Here is an 18,171-nt window from a genome sequence, read left to right on the forward strand (position 1 = left end):
TGTGGGGTCAGTGGTGGCCGTCGATATGGCCATGCACGTGCAGGTTCAGCACGGCCCCCAGCAAGATCAGAAAAGCACTGATATAGAGCCAAAGCAGCATGCCGATCACGGCCCCAATGGAACCGTAGACCTCGTTGTAGCGGGTAAAGTTGCCCAGATAATACGACAACCCGGCAGAGGCCGCGATCCAGATGACAACCACTGTCGCGGCCCCGACCGTGAGCCAGCGCAACCGCGCGCCCCGTTGGTTCGGCCCGAATCGATACAGGATGCTGAGCGCGCTATAAAGAACGATCAGCGCCACCAGCCAGCGGACTACTTCGATAACCCATGCGGTGTCGTTGGCGATTGGCGCAAACGCGATAAAAATCGGCGCGACCACGACGGTGATCATCGCGGTGATCGCCATCGCCACCAGCGCCAGCGTCAATGTCAGGGCCACGACGATCTGCTTGAATCCATTGCGCGGGGGACGCCCTGCAATGGCATTCAGACCCGACATCAGGCCCGCAACGCCCAACCGGGCCGCCCATAGCGCCAGACCCAGCGACAGACCGGATGCCCAGCCCAGTGTATCGCTGCGCGCGGCCAGCAAGCGCCCCATCTGGCCAATCAAGAGCAGATAGGTTTCTTCGGGAATGATGTCGCGCATGACTTCTAGCTGCTGCACCACGACCGTGGGATCGGCCACCAGCCCAAAGACAGAGATAACGGCCGCGACGGCGGGGAACAGCGCGAATATACTGAAAAAGGCGACACCGCCCGCAATCAGGGTGATGTGACGGTCAGCCGCCGTGGTCCAGACAGCCATGGCCAGCCGCCAGGCGCGTGTGATCCATGACGCAGCCCGCGTCACATCACTGGTCCGCGATTGGGTTTCGGTATCCGCACTCATGGGTCCATAGTTAGGCCGATTTCCGCGCGTTCACCATGCCGGGCGCGATTATCCCCAAATAATTCAAATTCACACTCGAATCTGCGGCAGGTGTTGGCTAGCCTTGCGACGGTCCCGACAGGCGGTCGGGCGAGCCAAAGGAAGACTGCCGTGCTGGATATCACCGATCAGATCAATCTGCTGTCAGAGCGTATTCACGACCTGCGCGAAGGCCGTGACCGGATTCTGGTGGCGATCTGTGGTGCGCCCGCGTCGGGAAAATCGACACTGGCAAAAGAACTTGCGCGGCGATTGAACCTGCAGAAATGTCCGGCACTTGTGGTGCCGATGGATGGGTTTCATCTGGACAACGCCATTCTGGATGCCCGTGACCTGCGGGCGCGCAAGGGCGCGCCCGAAACATTCGATGCGGACGGGTTCCTGCACCTGATCCGGCGCATGGGCGAAAATGTCGAGGTCATGGCCCCGGTATTTGATCGGACACGCGATCTGTCCGTGGCCGGCGCCATTGCGGTTCCTGCCAACTGCCCGGTCGTCATCGTCGAAGGCAATTACCTGATGTTCGACGAAACACCGTGGAGCAATCTTGCCGGTCTGTGGGATTTGACCGTCCGGGTCGAAGTACCGATGGCGCATTTGCGCGGGCGGCTGATCCAGCGTTGGCTGAACCTGAACCACAGCCGCGCCGCCGCCACCCGCCGCGCCGAAAGCAACGATATTCCCAACGCGCAGCGGGTGATCGACCGGGCGATCACCTGCGATATCACCCTGACATCCGAAGACGCCTAGACAATCCGGGTCTGCACCGGGTCCAGCCCGTCGACCGTGCCGACCAGAACGTCCCCCCTGACGACGGCGGACACACCGGCAGGCGTGCCGGTCATGATCAGGTCGCCGGGGTACAATGTGTAAAGCGTGGACAGGTTCGCCACGATGTCGGGCACTGACCAGACCATCGACGCCAGTGGCGATTCCTGCCGGGTCGTGTCGTTCACGGCCAACCGGATGGATGCGTCGGACAGCTGCACCTGATCTGCGGGCGTCAGCGCCGCGATGATGGCAGCGGCGTCAAAATCCTTGGACGTATCCCATGGCTGGCCCGCATCCTTTGCCACGTTCTGCAAATCGCGGCGCGTCATGTCCAGCCCGACACCGTAGCCCCAGATTACACTGGCGGCATCCGCACGGTCGATGGCCGTCGCGGTGCCACCGATCGCCACCACAAGTTCGATTTCGTGGTGCAAATCATCGGTGCCCGGCGGATAGGGCATGTCTTGTCCCGATTGCAGAAGCGTATGGGCGGACTTGGTGAAATAGATCGGCGCGTCACGCCCGGCGTCACCACCCATTTCGGCAACGTGGTCGGCATAGTTGCGCCCAACACAGAAAATACGCCGCACCGGGTAACGAAGCTCTGATCCGGTGATCGGCAGATCGGGTTGCACTGGGGGGGCAAAAGAATAGTCTGGCATTGAGTGTACCCTTTGTGGCGTGGTTATTGCTGTTGAACGGCCTGTATGGCGCCCGGATGGCGTGTTGGCCACTTGAAACAATCGCTTTGGCGGTCAATGAGTCAGGAAACATGTCGCTGCCACCGCTGGATGATCTGATTGCGTGTCCCCATTGCGACACGCTGCATATCGAACTTGACCTGCCCCACGGCGGGCAGGCTTGCTGTGTGCGCTGCGGTGCTGTGCTGATGACCGAACGCCCGCGCGCGCTGGCGCAGATGGTCAGTTTTGCCGTCGCGGCCGTGATCCTGATGATCGCGGCAATCAGTTTTCCGTTTCTGGATATCGACGCGCAGGGGTTCCACAACGAAACGTCGGTCTTAAGCGCTGTGATGGCGTTCAACCAAGGCCGCGGTATTCCGCTGGCCATTGCGGTCGCCCTGTTCATCATCGTGCTGCCGCTGACCCGGTTGCTGGCGCTGATCTATGCGATCGGGCCGCTTGTGGTGGGCCACCGGCCCCGGCGCGGGGCGCGCGTGGCATTTGCGCTGACGGAACAATTACGCCCTTGGGCCATGGCAGAGATTTTCATGGTCGGCGTATCCGTCGCGCTGGTCAAGATCACCGGCATCGCGACGGTGACCATCGGCCCCGCGTTCTGGGCGTTTATCACGCTTGTCATCATCACCATTTTCAATGACCGCATCATGAGCAGGTACACCGTTTGGAAAGCACTCGATCTGGCCTACCGGGCCTGACCAGCGCCCGTCAGGCGGGTCTGATCGCCTGCCGCCGTTGCGGACAGGTCCATGCGGCGGGCGCTGTCCGCTGCAAGCGGTGTCATGGGCCGATCCGGTCGCGCGACACCGAAAGCCTGCAAAAGGTATGGGCGTGGCTGATCGCGGGGATCATCGCGTTCATCCCCGCGAATATCTATCCGATGCTGCTGACCGCAACCCTGCTAAGCCGGTCGGAACAGACGATCATCGGTGGCGTGGTCGAACTGTTTCATTACGGAAACTACGGTATCGCAACCATCGTCTTTGTCGCATCCATCGTCATCCCGGTGGGGAAATTCATCGCCATCGGCTATCTGGCAATCACAGTTCAGCGCGGACGCACCCGGCATGTACACCAGCACCACAAGCTGTACGATGTGGTGGAATTCATTGGCCGGTGGTCGATGATCGACGTGTTCGTCGTTGCCATTTTGTCTGCTTTGGTGCAACTCAACACCGTCGCGACCATCAATCCCGGCATTGCGGCGCTAAGCTTTGCGCTGTCGGTTGTGTTTACGATGTTGTCAGCGTTGGCATTCGATCCACGCCTGATTTGGGATAACGAAGGGCCAGCAGACGCATGAGCGATAATTTCACCCCCGCCGAAATGGACGTGCGTCAGGGCCGCCCCAGTTTTTGGCGCAGGTTGTCGTTTGTCTGGCTGGTGCCGATTTTGGCGCTCGTGGTCTCTATCGGGGTGGCGTGGCAGTCCTATGCCGATCGCGGCGTCCTGATTGAAATATCGTTCCCCAGCGCGTCGGGCATCGTCGCGGGTGAAACGGAAATCAAGTATCGTGACGTGACCATCGGGGCGGTCGAGCAGGTCGAATTTTCGGAAGATCTGCAAGAGGTGCTGGTCTATGCGCGGGTCGATCAGACCGTCTGGCCGTATATGGATCAGGACGCGAAATTCTGGATCATCAGCCCCGACGTCAGCGTACGCGGGATCACGGGGCTGGATACCGTATTGTCGGGCGTCTACATCGAAGGCGACTGGGACCGCGATGCGGACAACGCGCAAACGTCATTTACCGGGTTGCAGCGTCCGCCCGTGGTGCCGCCCGGCCAGACCGGCACCGAAATCGTGCTGCGCACGACCGAAGGCAGCGCACTGTCCGCCGGTGCCCCCGTGCTGCACCAGGGCATCGAAGTCGGCGTCTTGTCCCAACCGGTGTTGTCGAACGACGGGCTGAACGTCACGGTAAGTGCTTTTATTGCAGAACCTTATGATGCGTTGATCACGTCCTCTACCCGGTTTTGGGACACGGCGGGTTTCAGTATCTCGTTGGGCGCTGGCGGCGTGGCACTTGATGTGAGCTCACTCGCATCCCTGATCGAGGGCGGTGTGGCATTCGATACCGTCGTGTCGGGCGGTCAGCCGATTGAGGACGGTTTTGTGTTCGATCTGTTCACGGACGAAGAAACCGCACGTTCCAGCCTGTTCAACGAAGTGGGTCGCCCAAAACTGAACGTGGCGGTGCTGTTCGACGGGTCGGTCAGCGGGTTGTCCGTCGGATCGGACGTCCGTTTTCAGGGTATCCGCATCGGTCAGGTGTCGGAACTGGGCGCGGTCGTCGTCGAAGACGAAGACGAAGCACGCAGCGTCGAACTGCGCACCGTTCTGGCCATCGAACCCGGCCGTCTGGGTCTGGGCGAAGAAGCTACGCCGCAGAACGCACTGGATTTGCTGGCAAGTTTCGTCGATCAAGGATTGCGCGCCCGGCTGGTGACGGGCAACATCCTGTCCGGCAACCTGACCGTTGAACTGATCGAGGTCGCGGATGCGCCGCAGGCGGATCTGGACGTCGACGCGATACCCTATCCGGTGATCCCAACGACCGCATCCAACATCACCGACGTCGCCGACGAGGCCGAAAGCGTGCTGGCGCGCATCAACGACCTGCCTATCGAAGAGCTGCTGGCCGCCGCCATCGACGTGATGGACAGCGCCAATGCGCTGCTGCGGTCGGACGGCGTGCTGGACACGCCCGAACAGGTTGCAAGCCTGCTGGCAGAGGTGCGCGACATCGTGGGCAGTGACCAGATCCAGCAAGTGCCAAGTCAGGTAAACGATCTTTTGAACCTGCTGGAAGACACCGTCGGCGGCCTGTCCGGCATCGTCCGGTCCGTCGGCGATACCAACCTTGCGGGCCAATTGGATACGATCCTTGGCAATGTGTCGGGCGGCACCGAAAACCTGCCTGACATCGCCGAACAGGTCGAACAGGTGATCGCAAAAGCAAACGCGCTGGCACTGGATTCACTGCTGGCGCAGGCGGAATCGGCACTGGTGTCGATCGAAGCGGCCGCATCCAACGACGATCTGCAAGAGGTGCCGGTTTTCCTGAATCAACTGCTGGACGAGGCGCGACTGCTGATCGCCAGTCAGGATGTGCAGGCCCTGCCCGGCGAATTGCGCAGCGTCGCGGACGAGGCCGGTCAGATCCTGACCGATCTGACCGCGCAGAACATCTCTGGCCAGTTGACCGACGCCATAGCCGCCGCCGCAAGTGCGGCGCAGAATATCGACGCAGCGTCGGCGCAACTGCCCGCGATCACGGCGCAACTGGAAGAACTGTCCGCCGAAGCCGCGCGTATGAATCTGGAAGAACTGTCCACCGCCGCGACGCAGGTTTTGCAAAACGTGTCGGACATCACCGCGACCCCGTCGGCACAGGCCCTGCCCGCGTCGTTGTCGTCGGCTCTCGACGAATTGCAGCTGACACTGGCCGAAGTGCGCGAAGGCGGCGCGATTGAAAACGTAAACGCGGCGTTGCAATCGGCATCGCAGGCGGCACAGGCTATCGAAGAAGCCGCCAACAGTCTGCCCGACCTGAGCGAACAGGCATCCACCTTTATCACCGACTCTGGCGATGTGCTGGCGACATATGGCGAACGGTCACGGTTCAACAATGATCTGTCCGCCGTGCTGCGTGACATTCAGCAAGCCGCGGACGCGATTACCAACCTTGCGCGGACGATCCAGCGCAATCCCAACTCTCTGATTACGGGGCGATAAAGCATGACCATGAAACCGGCCTTGATTGCCCTTGGTTTGGGTGCGCTTGTCGCCTGTGGCAGCACCACGACGCGGCTGAACATGCCGACCGCTGCCCCGACGCTGAGCCTGCGCGCTGGCATGGAAACGGTGGTGCTGCGCGACGTGACGCTGCCGACTTATGCCGCATCCGATGAAATCGCGCTGGAAACCGCCCCCGGTGTCATCACGACCGATGGCGAATTGCTGTTTGCGGACGATCCATCGCGCGCGGTCACGTTGTCGCTGTCGCGCCAGATGGATACGATCCTGTCGGCGCTTGTCGGTCCCGAACCCTGGCCGTTTCCGGGTCTTCCCGATGTGGTCGTCGATGTGCGTGTGTCCGAGATGCTGGGCAGCGCCGTCACCGGCAACTTTACCCTGTCGGGTCAGTATTTCATCGGTGGTGACGGGATCGATTACCCGAATACGGCCCATAACTTTGCCTATGTGGTCCCGATGCCAACACCCGACATTCCCGGCGCGGTTGCCGCACAGGGTCTGGCGATCACAGGTTTGGCCGAAGACATTTCGCGCCGGTTGGGCCGCTAGGTCCACCAGTCGGCATGGTGATGCCGCTGCAGGGCCACAGTTGGATCATGCTTTTGCGCTAGGGCTTTGACCGTGGCGCGATTTGTCGTCATGTTTCACGGCAATCGCCCGACAGAGGCGCAACCAAAGGCAGTTCCATGACCCCCGCAGACCTGAAGGGCAGTATCATTTCGCACCGTAACGACCGCATGGGCGGCCGTATGATTGCGATGCTGAACGCCCTGCGGATCACGCGCGATTACGATCTGCCGTTTTTTGTCGGCTGGACCACGGGGGGCCGCACATCAGAAGAAATGCGCGACCCCAGTGCGATTTTCGATGCGGATTGGGTGGCAAAGCATTTCTTTGATACCGACATCCTGAGCGGGATTTACGATGACCTGATTGATCTGTCGACGCTGACCGGCCACACCGGATGGACGGCTGACAAGTTCCGCGCAACGCTGGCGGGCGGTGAAAGCTTTCTGTCGGGTGCGGCGATGGGCGTCACGGTCCTGCCATGGGAAGATCATCAGGCCGTCGCGGCGCGTTTGCCGCAGGCCATCGACAGCGTGCAGTTCAGCGCGCCCGTGCGCGCCATGATCGAACGGATCGACACCGTGTTCGCAGGCACAAAGCTGACCGCCTATCATATCCGGCGCGGCGATATCATTTACGACCCGATCACATCCAACAAACTGTGGCCGAACAAGTTCATTCCGCGTGAATTTTACGAACAACATCTGGCGCAAACCCTGCGCGACCCCGATGCGCGCGTGCTGATCTTTTCCGACACACCCGTCGAGGTTGACCGCCTGCGCGCCGTCGATCCGCGTGTGCAGGGGTTCGACGACTTGCTGGGCGATACCGATCTGACGCCGGGCGCGCGCGATTTTCTGGAACTGTTCGCCATGTCGCGGTGCAAACGCATCTTTGGCCCGCCATCATCGGCGTTCAGCCAGACCGCGATGACCATCGGGGATTGCACCCTGCAAGCCGTCGAAGACGCGCTGTCACCCGCCGACCGGGCCGCCGCGATGGACCGGATGACCGACCGACTGGAAGCGCGGTCAGAGTTGTTCATCAACATGGGCGACGTGGGCCAATGTCTGCATTTCCTGATCGAACGGCAAAAGGAAAAAGGCGACCCTGCCCGCGCCCGCCGCATCATCCGTGCCTATATGGATGACGGGTTGGACAAATCGTTCGCCTACCAGCTGCTATGCGAATTGTCGGTCGCCACCGACGATCTGCCCGCTTGCGAAACGGTCCGCGCACTGGCCTATGCGCGGCCCGTCTATAGCGACGATTCGATGTCGACGGTGAATACCTATTCCGCGTTGTACCAGATGTCGGTCGGACGGGCGGATACGGCGATGGACCGGCTGCATGCCGCGTTCTGGTTCCGGCCGCTTGAAAATGTGGTGCATGGTGCGCTGAACCTTGCCCTGACGGCGGATATTCTGACGCCGCAGAACTTTTACCCGTTTGATCCGGTGATGACGCGGCAAAAGGGCAATGTCTTTCCCCAGGGCAAAAAGGCGCTGGCGGAACTGAACAGTATCGCACCCAAAGGACACGATCCCGAAGACCGCAGCGATTTCCATATGTGGGATCTGGTCGTGCGCGACTGGCGGCTGACCTGCGGCAAAAAGCTGAACCGCGCCTTTACCAACAAATCCAAGATCGCCAAATCGCTGGATATGCTGACCCGCGCGTTTTCGAAACTGGACGGCAATCCGGCCCTGACCTCTGCGCGCGGTGTGTTGCTGTTTGCCGCCGGAGAGGTCGACGAGGCGCTGGAATGTCAGCGCCGCGCGATTGCCGCGTCACCCGACACACCGATTTACCGCAAGCGGATTTCTGATATCTTGTTCACCCAAGGCGCTGATAAAACGGCTCTTTTCCAGTTGCGCAAGGCATCGAACCTGATGGGCTGGCATCCGACCTATCAGGCGGAACTGGGCTGGCGGCTGTGGCGGATGAAGGAACGCGACGAAAGCTGGACGATCTACAACACGCTGGCGGTGAGCGACCACAGGTTCATCGAAATCCATCTGATGACGTCTGAAATGCTGCGGCGTGACACCAATCGGCTAGAAGAATCGCTGGAGGTGCTGAACCGCGCGCTGGCCCCCGGTCACGGCGCCCAGCGCCTGCTGGCCGCCAAGGCGCGGTTGCTGATGATGCTGGAACGGATCGACGAAGGCCGCGCGGTTTACGAATTGCTGGTCGATTGCGGATTGGGCACCGAACACACCCATGTCGAAATCTACCGCCAGTTCAGTGCCTTGGGCCGGACGGATATCGCCCGCGACCTGACGGCGCGCAGCATCTATGATTTCGACATGGTCTGCGAGATGGCGGAGAGCTAGACCGCCCCCGTCCACCCCGGCAGCGTGATCGCCACGGCGTCCGTTAGATCCGTGGCGGACTGGCCCGCATGAATTGTGAATTGGCCCGCGTCGATGCGCCATTGCGTGCCGTCCTGATCCCAATAGGCAAAGGCGCGGTGATCCAGCGGGATCGTCACCCGGCGCTGTTCGCCCGCGTCCAGCGACAGTTTTGCAAAGCCTTCCAGTTCCTTGTCGGGGCGCGGCACCTGCGGGGCGTCTTCGCTGACGTAGATCTGCACAACGGTTGTTCCGGCCCGGTCGCCTGTATTTGTAACCGAAACGCTGACCGATGCGCCGTCGTCGGTCACCGTGGCGGACAGGTCCGACAGCGCAAAGGTCGTATAGGACAGCCCATGACCGAAGGGGAACAGCGGTACGATGCCCTGCCGGTCATAATGACGATAGCCAATCATCAACCCCTCTTCGTAGCGGACCTTGCCGTCCAGTCCGGGATAGACCTCTGGGTCCTGCGATTGGGTCGGGTTGTCCGCCCAGCGCGCGGGAAAGGTTTGCGGCAAGCGCCCGCCGGGGTCCACGTCACCGAACAGCACGTCAGTGATGGCATGGCCCGCCTCTTGGCCCGGATACCAGGCTTGCAGGATGGCGGGCGCGTCACTGGCCCATGGCATTTCGACAGGACCGCCGGTTTGCAGCACGACCACGGTGCGCGGGTTGGCGGCGATCACGGCGGCGACCAATGCGTCCTGCCGTCCGGGCAAGGTGATGTCTTGCAGATCGGACCCTTCGGTATCCCATTCACCGGACCGCCCGACAAAGACCACGGCGGTATCGGCCCGTGCGGCGACCTGTGCGGCAGCCGCGATGGCATCGTCGCCCAGCGGTTTGCCGATCCCTGCGCGAAAGGCGGTGAATTGCAGATTGTCGCCGGTGCGGGCCGTCACCTCGATCCGGACGGAATAGGTCTGGCCTGCGGTCAATGTGATGTCACCGACCACCTCGTCACAGCCTTCTTCAAAGAAGGTGCGGCCCTTTTGCCATGTGCGCCCGTCAGTCACCAGTTTGTCGTCGATAAAGACGGCACAGGGGCCGGTTGCAGCGATCCCGACGCGGTGCAGCCCGGTATCATCGGGGGTGAAGTGACCGGTCAGGGTGACATGCGCCTGTGTGGGGTCCAGCGTGCCGTCACCGATGGGCGGGATGATAAACGCCTCTGATCCCATCATGGTGTCGGTGTGGACGGGGGCTGCGTCAGGCTGGTCCTTGGGCCGGTACGCCACGTCGAAACGGCCCGTCATCAGCGGTTCCCAGCGATGGTTGGTGCAACCTGGCGCAAAGTGCAGCGCATCCGCGCCCAGCCGGTCGGCCAGCGCATCATAGGGGCTGACGCTGTAATGCGGGTTCAACTGGGCCGATCCACCGCCCATGATGCGCGCGACCTTGGCGTTCGGTCCGATCACGGCGACCGTCCCGCCCTGCGCCAGCGGCAGCAGCCCGTCGTTTTTCAGCATAACGGTGCCAGCAGCCCCGGCCCGCCGGATCAGGGCGCGTGTCGCGGCGCGGTCATCTGCGGTTTCCACATGGTCACGGCGGTCATGCAGCGCGCCTGCACGGTCCATCAGGCGCAGCATGTTCCGCGCCGCGCGGCGCACGGTTTCGGCAGCGACGGTGCCGTCCTGCACGGCCTGCACCACCTTGTCGCCACGGTCGCGGGTCGGTCCGGGCATTTCCAGATCAAGCCCCGCATCAATGGTCGGTGCTGTGGACCGCGATCCGAACCAGTCGGACATGACGATCCCGTCATACCCCCAGTCGTCACGCAGCACCTTTGTCAGCAGCCAGTGGTTTTCCGCCGTATAGGTGCCGTTCAGTTTGTTGTAGGACGACATGATGCCCCATGTGCCTGCCTTTTTCACCGCATCCTCGAACGGGCGCAGGTACAGTTCGCGCAAGGACCGTTCATCGACACGGCTGTCGATGGTGGTGCGTTCGATTTCGGATTCATTGCCCGCGAAATGTTTGATCGTCGCACCGATCCCCTGTGACTGAAGCCCCCGGATATAGCCCACGGCCAGTGCTGCGGTCAGTTCGGGGTCTTCGGAATAACATTCGAAATTGCGCCCGTTGGTGACACTGCGGTGCAGGTTCACGGTGGGGGCCAGCAGCATATGCGCGCCCTTTGATTTGACCTCTGCCGCGAGGGCGGTGCCGATGTCATGCGCAAGGTCGGGGTCCCATGTCGCGCCCAGCGCGATGCCGACAGGAAACGCCGCAGCCGTCACACCACCGATCAGCGAACCACCGCCGCGCGCCCCGTTAGGGCCATCTGTCACGCGCAGGGTGCCAAGGCCCAGACGGTCCGGCCCCGCGACCGACCAGAAATCCGCGCCGGACAGCAGTTGCACCTGTTCGGCAAGGGTCATCTTGTCCAGCAGGTCGTCGATTGCGTCGGTCATCGGTTCATTCCCCCATTTGTGCGGGCGGCACCAACGTGACGGCCTGCCCGGTGCTGGCAGACTCTTGTGCGGCCTGCCCCATCATCACGGCCCATGTACCGTCTTTGGCGGTCACTTCAACAGCACCCTGTCCCCGGACAGCGGCGGCGAAACGCTGGTGCTGGTAAAAGGTCGAACCATTGTGGTCGCCCGCATCCAGCAAGACGGGATCGACGGGAATTTCCAGCATCACCGGACCCTTTGGGCTGCGCGGGCTGACCGTCAGTTGGGCGGTCGGTGCGGGGCCCAGCGCAGGGGGCCAGAAACGGCCCGGTCCGGGCACCTGCACCTCTATCCGGCCCTTGGGGCCTGTGGCGGTGATTTCTTCTTGATAGCGCGCGCCTTCGGCGAACATGCACAGTTCCAGCATGGCGCGTGCACCGCTGGCGAAATCGACGATCACATAGGCATTATCCCAGATATCTGGCACGGCCCCGGCATAGTTTTCGCCCAGATGATTCACATCCTGCCCGGCGCTGGCCATGACGCGCACCGGGTCCGATTGCAGGATCACGCGCATCAGGTCAAAGAAATGGCAGCATTTTTCCACCAACGTCCCGCCAGAGCGCGCGTTGAAGCGGTTCCAGTTGTCGATCTTTGGCAGGAACGGAAAGCGGTGTTCGCGGATGGTCAGCATCTTGATCCCACCGGTCGCGTCCTGTGCCTGCGCCAGAAACGCGGCAACGGGCGGCATATAGCGGTATTCCATCGCCACCCAGATCGGCGCGGGGTGGCGTGCCGCGATGGTCAGCACCGCGTCGCAGTCGGCGGGATCGGTGAACAGCGGCTTTTCGCACAGCACCGCCACATCACGCGCTGCGGTGATCCGGCGCAACTGGTCCACGTGGCAATCATTTGGGCTGACCACCACGACGGCATCCAGCGCAGGTTCCGCCAGCAGATCGTCCAGCGTATTCGCCACACGTGCACCGCCCGCCAGTTCGGCGGCAGCAGCAGCCAGTGCCGGCACCGGGTCATACACCACCGCGACGCGGGCATCGTCCAGCAGGGCGATGTTCTGGATATGCTCTCGGGCCATCATCCCGCAGCCCACGATCCCGTAATTCAGCTTGACCGACATGCTTATCCTATTCCTGCGCGTGACACGTAGCGCGCGTTTTGTTCATCGACCCAGGTGCGCGACACTTCCATCGGCGTGGCGTCCTGTTCCCACCCCTTGCGCGTGACCAGAACGCATGGCGTGCCTGCCGCCCGGGTGAAATCCTGTGGTGCCCACGACGGGACCTGCCCCACCCCTATGCGGTCCTCGATCCGGGTAATCGTCAGGCCCAGCCGCGCGCTATAGGCGCGGTAAAGCGACTGGTTCAACCCCTTTGTGCCCAGCGCATGGGCACCGTCGATCCAGATTTCCTCCAGTGCGGCTGGCAGATCGTCCAGCAGCCGCAACCGCCGGATGCGCCACGCTTGCGGCGCGGGCCAGCCATCCGGCGCAAAGGCGGGGCGCGGCCTGCGGCCCACGTCCAGAACGCGGGCGGTGGGAAATCCGCCGCCGCCGGGTTTTTCCAGCCGAAAAAAGCTGTAGACGGACACCACATCGGCCCGGTGCCGCACGTAGTTGCCGGACCCCTGCACCCGGTGCAGCAGACCCTTTGATTCCAGCACCGCAAGCGCCTTGCGCAGGGTGCCGACAGACAGATCCAGATCGCGCGCCATGTCGCGTTCGCCCGGCAGGCGGCTGCCGTCGGCCAGATGACCTGCTGCGATTTCGCGGATCAGCCGTTCGCTGACCTGAATGTATTTCGGTAGGGACTGTGCCATGTGCCGCCGTGATTGATCCACTATTGCTACACATCCGGACGGGTGCTACGCAAGTGGCATGACAGATACAATCGTGCCCATCACCAGCCCCGACCTTGATGCATCCGAAGTGTCGTGGTTTTCCGCCCTGTGTTCCGACGACTACCAGTTTCTGGGGGTGCCGGACGGCGATCTGCGGTCCAGTTGGGCGCATTGCCGCGACATCGGACTGGAAGCCGAAAAGCAGGGCTTTCGCAACATCCTGTGCCCATCCTCGTTTCAGGTCGGACAGGATACGCTGTCCTATGTGGCGGGCATGGCACCGCTGACCGACCGGATCAATTTTCTGGCCGCGATCCGCTGCGGCGAAATGCAGCCCATCATGCTGGCACGCACCGTCGCCACGCTGGATCACATGCTGCAGGGGCGGCTGACGCTGAACGTCATCAGCAGCGATTTCCCCGGAGAGGTGGCCGACAGCGCGTTCCGCTATCGCCGCAGTCACGAAGTGGTGGAAATCCTGCGCCAAGCCTGGACGCGCGACGAGATCAATTTTTCCGGCGAGGTTTACGATTTCAAAGGCGTGTCCACCGATCCCGCACGCCCCTATCAGACCGGCGGGCCGCTTTTGTATTTCGGCGGCTATTCACCGGCGGCGCTGGAATTGTGCGGCGCGCAATGCGACGTCTACCTGATGTGGCCTGAACCGATGGACCAGTTGGCCCAGCGGATGCGCGATGTGAATGACCGCGCGGCGGCCCACGGGCGCACGCTGGACTATGGTTTGCGGGTGCATATGATGGTGCGCGATACCGAAGCAGAGGCGCGTGAATACGCCGATTACATCGCCAGCAAGCTGGACGACGAATACGGCAAGCTGATCCGCGACAGGGCGCATGATTCCATCTCGCTGGGCGTGGCGCATCAGGCGCGCGCGCGCGAGCTGGCGGATCAGTTCGGCTATGTCGAACCGGGTCTATGGACGGGCATCGGGCGCGCACGGTCCGGTTGCGGTGCCGCATTGGTGGGGTCCACCGATCAGGTGCTGTCCAAGATCGAAGATTACCGCCGGATGGGCATTCGCGCGTTTATCTTTTCGGGCTATCCGCATATCGACGAAGCACGGCATTTCGGCAGCCGCGTCATGCCGCACCTGAAAACCTGTTCATTGCCGCAGGCCTATGGCCGCGTGCCAGACACCACCCCGCAGACGCCGCTTGGCGCAGGAGACCGCCGCTAGATGGACCGTATCCAGATTACCCCAGAGCTTGATTTCAGCCGGATCGTGTATGGCATGTGGCGGCTGGGCGACGATGCCGACACGTCGCCTGCCCATGTGCAGGCCAAGATCGAGGCCTGTCTGGACCAAGGCATCACCACGATGGATCAGGCCGACATCTACGGCGGCTACATGGCAGAGGAAATCATGGGCGCGGCGCTGAAACAGGCGCCTGCCCTGCGCGACCGGATCGAAATCGTGACCAAATGCGATATCGTGATCGACGCGGGCCGTCATGCGGGCGCGCCGGGCAAATACTACGATACCAGCCGCGCGCATATCACCGCAGCGGTGGATGCATCCCTGTCGCTGATGGGGCTGGACCGGATCGACCTGCTGCTGATCCACCGTCCCGATCCGCTGATGGATCATCACGACACCGGACGCACGCTGGATGATCTGGTCGCATCGGGCAAGGTGCGGGCCGTGGGCGTGTCGAATTTCCGCCCGTGGGACTGGGATCTGCTGCAATCGGCGATGGAAACCCCGCTTGCCACCAACCAGATCGAACTGTCGCTGGCGTCGCATGATGCGTTCGTCAACGGCGATCTGGCACATCTGCAACGGCTGGGCCGCCCCGCGATGGCATGGTCGCCCTTGGCCGGCGGTGCGCTGCTGGACGGATCGCACCCGGCCCTGCACGCTGAGATGACAAAGATCGCCAAAGACACCGGAACCGACGTGTCGGCTGTAGCCACCGCCTGGCTTTTGGCGCATCCTGCCCGCATCCTGCCTGTCATGGGCACCAACAACATCAAAAGGATCAAGGCTCTGTCAGATGCATTCAAGATCCGGCTTACCCGGCCCCAGTGGTTCGCCCTGTACACCGCAGCCCGTGGAAAGGACGTCGCATGAGCATGGAAACCGGCACCATCGCCACATTTGACCCCTCTGCCGATGCGGACAGTTTTCGCGGCGCATTGGGCACATTCGTCACCGGCGTGACTATCGTGACAACCGACAGCCCCGAAGGCCCGGTTGCCATCGTCGCCAACAGCTTTGCCAGCGTATCGCTGGACCCGCCTTTGGTGCTGTGGTCGCCTGCGAAAATCAGCAAGCGGTTTGAACATTTTGCGGGCTCGCGCCGGTTCGCCGTGCATGTGCTGGCCGCCGATCAACGCGATATCTGTGCGGCGATCATCGCATCCAAAACCGCCATTTCCAAGGTGCCGACCCGCCTGTCGCATTGCGGCATGCCCATCATCAATGGCGCGCTGGCCACCTTTGAATGCAGTCTGGAGGCAACGCACGACGCGGGTGATCATGTCATCGTCGTCGGCCGCGTGACCAAGGCACATCACGGCGGCGGCGATCCGCTGGTCTTTCACGCGGGCCAATACGGTGCGTTCAAGGCCGATTGACGGGCATCATCTTGCCCCAAATACTCCGGGGGACGGCGCAAGCCGGGGGGCAGCGCCCCGGCGCCGTTCGCCACAAGGCACATAAACAGGGGAGGAGCCGGCATGCCGGTCCTGTTGGGGGTTCTCTGGCCCCTTGAACGACTGAACGGATTTCTGCTGATGATCGGCCGGATCGCGGCCGTGGTCGCGCTGGCGGTGATGGTCGTGCTGATCCTGGGTCAGGTGTTTTTCCGTTACGTGCTGAACGACGCGCCCAACTGGACCGAAGAAGCCGCCCGTTTCGGCATGTTGTGGATGACCGGCCTGATGGCGCCTGTCGCCTATCGTCGCGGCGGGTTCGTGAGCATCGACATGCTGGGACGGTTTCTGCCGCGATTGGCGGCCGCCTTGCTGTCGCTGGTCCTGCTGAGCATCACCATGTGGGTGCTGCTGATCCTGTGGGAACGCGGGCTGAACAACCATATCGACACAATGTCCGGGCGGGGTCGTTTGCCCGCGCTGCGCCTGCCGCTGGATCTGCTGGGCGGTGACAGCCTGCGGTTTCGAAACTGGTGGATGTTTGCCTCTCTTTGGGTCGGAATCAACCTGCTGATCCTCGTGAACCTTGAACTGATGCTGCGTCAGATCGTGACCCTGCTGGGTGGTGCGGACCGTTTGCGCCCGCTGCCTGACACCAACGCGTTGAGTGCCGAATAATGCTGCTGTGGTTCCTGCCCCTGTTCCTGCTGCTGATCCTGATCGGCCTGCCCATCGTCTTTGCGCTGATGACATCGCCCATCGCGCTGATCCTGTTGCAAGGCGACGACCGCAACGTCGTGGCCGGGCTTTACCGCAATTTCTACAACGGGATGGACAGCTTTCCGCTGATGGCGCTGCCGTTCTTCATGCTCGCCGGAGAGATCATGAACCGCGGCGGCATCACCATGCGGCTGGTGGAATTTTCCCAGGCGTTGATCGGTCATTTTCGTGGCGGGTTGGCGCATGTGAACATCCTGTCGTCGTTCCTGTTCGCGGGCATGTCCGGGTCCGCCGTGGCGGACGTCAGTGCGCTGGGGTCTACCCTGATCCCCGCGATGGAAAAAAACGGCTATACCCGCAGGTTCGCCGCCGCGATCACCGCCGCCAGTTCGGTGATCGGCCCGATCATCCCGCCCAGCGGCATCATGATCATCTATGCCTATGTCATGGGCGAAAGCGTCGCCGCCCTGTTTCTGGCGGGGATCGTGCCGGGCGTTCTGGTGGGTCTTGGCCTGATGCTGACCGTCCGTCTGATGGCAGACCGCTACGATCTGCCAAAGGCGGAACGCATCGTCAGCCCCGGCCAGACGATCAGCGCCACCGAATACTGGGTCAGTTTCGTGCTGCTGCGCCTGAACCTTGGTTATCTTTTGTTCGCGCTGACCGGCCTTGCACTTCAGGCGGACGGCATGGGCGGCTGGCTGCATTACGGCGTGTCGGTCATCGCCATGCATTTCGGCCTGCTGGCGCTGCGCGAAAAGGTCAGCCACGATTTCCGCCTGATCTGCAAAAAGGCGATTGCGCCGCTCCAGACGCCGATCATCATTCTGGGCGGTATCCTGCTGGGTGTCTTTACCCCGACAGAAGCGTCAGCCGTGGCCGTCGCCTATGCGCTGGTGGTCAGCTTTTTCGTGCTGCGGTCGATGACGCTGGTGGATCTGTGGGCAGTGCTGTCGAAATCCGCCTTGGGGACGGCTGCGGTGCTGCTGCTGGTCGGCGCTGCGGTCGCGTTCAAGACGGTGGTGTCGCTGTCCTATGCGCCGCAGATCATGTCCGATTTCATGCTGTCGCTGTCGGACAACCCGCTGATCTTGCTGTTCTTGATCAACATCCTGCTCTTTGTCGTGGGCATGTTTCTGGATGCCGGTCCGGCAATCATCATTCTTGGCCCGATCCTTGGCCCGATCTTTGTCAGCCTTGGCGTTGATCCGATCCATTTCGCGATGATCATGTCGGTGAACCTGACCGTGGGGCTGGCGACACCGCCCATGGGGCTGGTGCTGTTCGTCAGTTCCACCGTATCGGGCGAACGGGTTGAAACCATCGCCCGCGCGATCCTGCCGTTCCTTGCCGTGGAAATCTTCGTGATCTTCCTGATCACTTATTTTCCCGCAATTTCAATGACGATTCCCCGCTTGACGGGGTTCGCCCAATAACAAGAAACTGTCACACAGTCACCGCATAAGGCCGTATGGCCACCACCAAGGGAGAGA

Annotated in this window: 16 protein-coding genes; 11 read left to right on the top strand and 5 right to left on the bottom strand. The window is 62.0% G+C overall.

Going from position 1 to position 18,171, the window contains the following annotated elements; genetic code table 11:
• Nucleotides 1-7 precede the first annotated feature (7 nt).
• Entirely contained in the window at nucleotides 8-895 is an 888-nt protein-coding gene (locus GZH79_RS18385; protein WP_249219286.1) for a YihY/virulence factor BrkB family protein, read from the bottom strand.
• 150 nt (nucleotides 896-1,045) lie between these two features.
• On the opposite strand from GZH79_RS18385, the gene GZH79_RS18390 reads away from it, so the two are divergent.
• Complete coding sequence (locus tag GZH79_RS18390) at nucleotides 1,046-1,684, top strand: AAA family ATPase (RefSeq protein ID WP_211645229.1); 639 nt, start codon at nucleotides 1,046-1,048, stop codon at nucleotides 1,682-1,684.
• Here the strand turns inward: GZH79_RS18390 and GZH79_RS18395 are convergent.
• Nucleotides 1,681-2,367: a fumarylacetoacetate hydrolase family protein gene (locus GZH79_RS18395; RefSeq protein WP_211645230.1), complete on the bottom strand. Its 687-nt coding sequence runs from the start codon at nucleotides 2,365-2,367 to the stop codon at nucleotides 1,681-1,683. The genes GZH79_RS18390 and GZH79_RS18395 overlap by 4 nt on opposite strands.
• Before the next feature lie 110 nt (nucleotides 2,368-2,477).
• Between GZH79_RS18395 and GZH79_RS18400 the strand changes: the two genes are divergently transcribed.
• From GZH79_RS18400 to GZH79_RS18420, 5 genes are all read left to right on the top strand, one after another.
• Nucleotides 2,478-3,104: a paraquat-inducible protein A gene (locus GZH79_RS18400; protein ID WP_211645231.1), complete on the top strand. Its 627-nt coding sequence runs from the start codon at nucleotides 2,478-2,480 to the stop codon at nucleotides 3,102-3,104.
• Nucleotides 3,071-3,709: a paraquat-inducible protein A gene (locus GZH79_RS18405; RefSeq protein WP_211645232.1), complete on the top strand. Its 639-nt coding sequence runs from the start codon at nucleotides 3,071-3,073 to the stop codon at nucleotides 3,707-3,709. Before GZH79_RS18400 ends, GZH79_RS18405 begins: the two co-directional genes overlap by 34 nt.
• Nucleotides 3,706-6,144 carry an MlaD family protein gene (locus GZH79_RS18410; protein WP_211645233.1) on the top strand — a complete coding sequence of 813 codons (2,439 nt, stop codon included), beginning with the start codon at nucleotides 3,706-3,708 and terminating at the stop codon, nucleotides 6,142-6,144. Before GZH79_RS18405 ends, GZH79_RS18410 begins: the two co-directional genes overlap by 4 nt.
• Before the next feature lie 3 nt (nucleotides 6,145-6,147).
• On the top strand, nucleotides 6,148-6,714 hold the full coding sequence (locus GZH79_RS18415; protein WP_249219287.1) for an ABC-type transport auxiliary lipoprotein family protein: 567 nt from the start codon (nucleotides 6,148-6,150) through the stop codon (nucleotides 6,712-6,714).
• 137 nt (nucleotides 6,715-6,851) lie between these two features.
• Nucleotides 6,852-9,068 (top strand): hypothetical protein, encoded by a 2,217-nt coding sequence (locus GZH79_RS18420; protein ID WP_211645234.1) that lies wholly within the window; start codon nucleotides 6,852-6,854, stop codon nucleotides 9,066-9,068.
• Here the strand turns inward: GZH79_RS18420 and GZH79_RS18425 are convergent.
• From GZH79_RS18425 to GZH79_RS18435, 3 genes are read right to left on the bottom strand one after another with little or no spacing between them, the layout of a single operon-like run.
• Nucleotides 9,065-11,503, bottom strand: a complete 2,439-nt coding sequence (locus GZH79_RS18425; protein WP_211645235.1) for a glycoside hydrolase family 3 C-terminal domain-containing protein — start codon at nucleotides 11,501-11,503, stop codon at nucleotides 9,065-9,067. The genes GZH79_RS18420 and GZH79_RS18425 overlap by 4 nt on opposite strands.
• A 4-nt stretch (nucleotides 11,504-11,507) precedes the next feature.
• Entirely contained in the window at nucleotides 11,508-12,623 is a 1,116-nt protein-coding gene (locus GZH79_RS18430) for a Gfo/Idh/MocA family oxidoreductase (protein ID WP_211645236.1), read from the bottom strand.
• A gap of 2 nt (nucleotides 12,624-12,625) precedes the next feature.
• Nucleotides 12,626-13,321, bottom strand: a complete 696-nt coding sequence (locus GZH79_RS18435; RefSeq protein ID WP_211645237.1) for a GntR family transcriptional regulator — start codon at nucleotides 13,319-13,321, stop codon at nucleotides 12,626-12,628.
• A 58-nt stretch (nucleotides 13,322-13,379) separates the two neighbouring features.
• On the opposite strand from GZH79_RS18435, the gene GZH79_RS18440 reads away from it, so the two are divergent.
• From GZH79_RS18440 to GZH79_RS18460, 5 genes are all read left to right on the top strand, one after another.
• Complete coding sequence (locus GZH79_RS18440; RefSeq protein ID WP_211645238.1) at nucleotides 13,380-14,540, top strand: LLM class flavin-dependent oxidoreductase; 1,161 nt, start codon at nucleotides 13,380-13,382, stop codon at nucleotides 14,538-14,540.
• On the top strand, nucleotides 14,541-15,434 hold the full coding sequence (locus GZH79_RS18445) for an aldo/keto reductase (protein ID WP_211645239.1): 894 nt from the start codon (nucleotides 14,541-14,543) through the stop codon (nucleotides 15,432-15,434).
• Nucleotides 15,435-15,436: 2 nt separating this feature from the next.
• Nucleotides 15,437-15,940: a flavin reductase family protein gene (locus GZH79_RS18450; protein ID WP_211645264.1), complete on the top strand. Its 504-nt coding sequence runs from the start codon at nucleotides 15,437-15,439 to the stop codon at nucleotides 15,938-15,940.
• 102 nt (nucleotides 15,941-16,042) lie between these two features.
• Nucleotides 16,043-16,636 (top strand): TRAP transporter small permease, encoded by a 594-nt coding sequence (locus tag GZH79_RS18455; protein ID WP_211645240.1) that lies wholly within the window; start codon nucleotides 16,043-16,045, stop codon nucleotides 16,634-16,636.
• Nucleotides 16,636-18,114: a TRAP transporter large permease gene (locus GZH79_RS18460; protein WP_211645241.1), complete on the top strand. Its 1,479-nt coding sequence runs from the start codon at nucleotides 16,636-16,638 to the stop codon at nucleotides 18,112-18,114. The genes GZH79_RS18455 and GZH79_RS18460 overlap by 1 nt, the downstream gene beginning before the upstream one ends.
• Nucleotides 18,115-18,171 lie beyond the last annotated feature (57 nt).

This window comes from Loktanella sp. SALINAS62, from assembly GCF_018263905.1.
Classification (GTDB): domain Bacteria; phylum Pseudomonadota; class Alphaproteobacteria; order Rhodobacterales; family Rhodobacteraceae; genus Loktanella.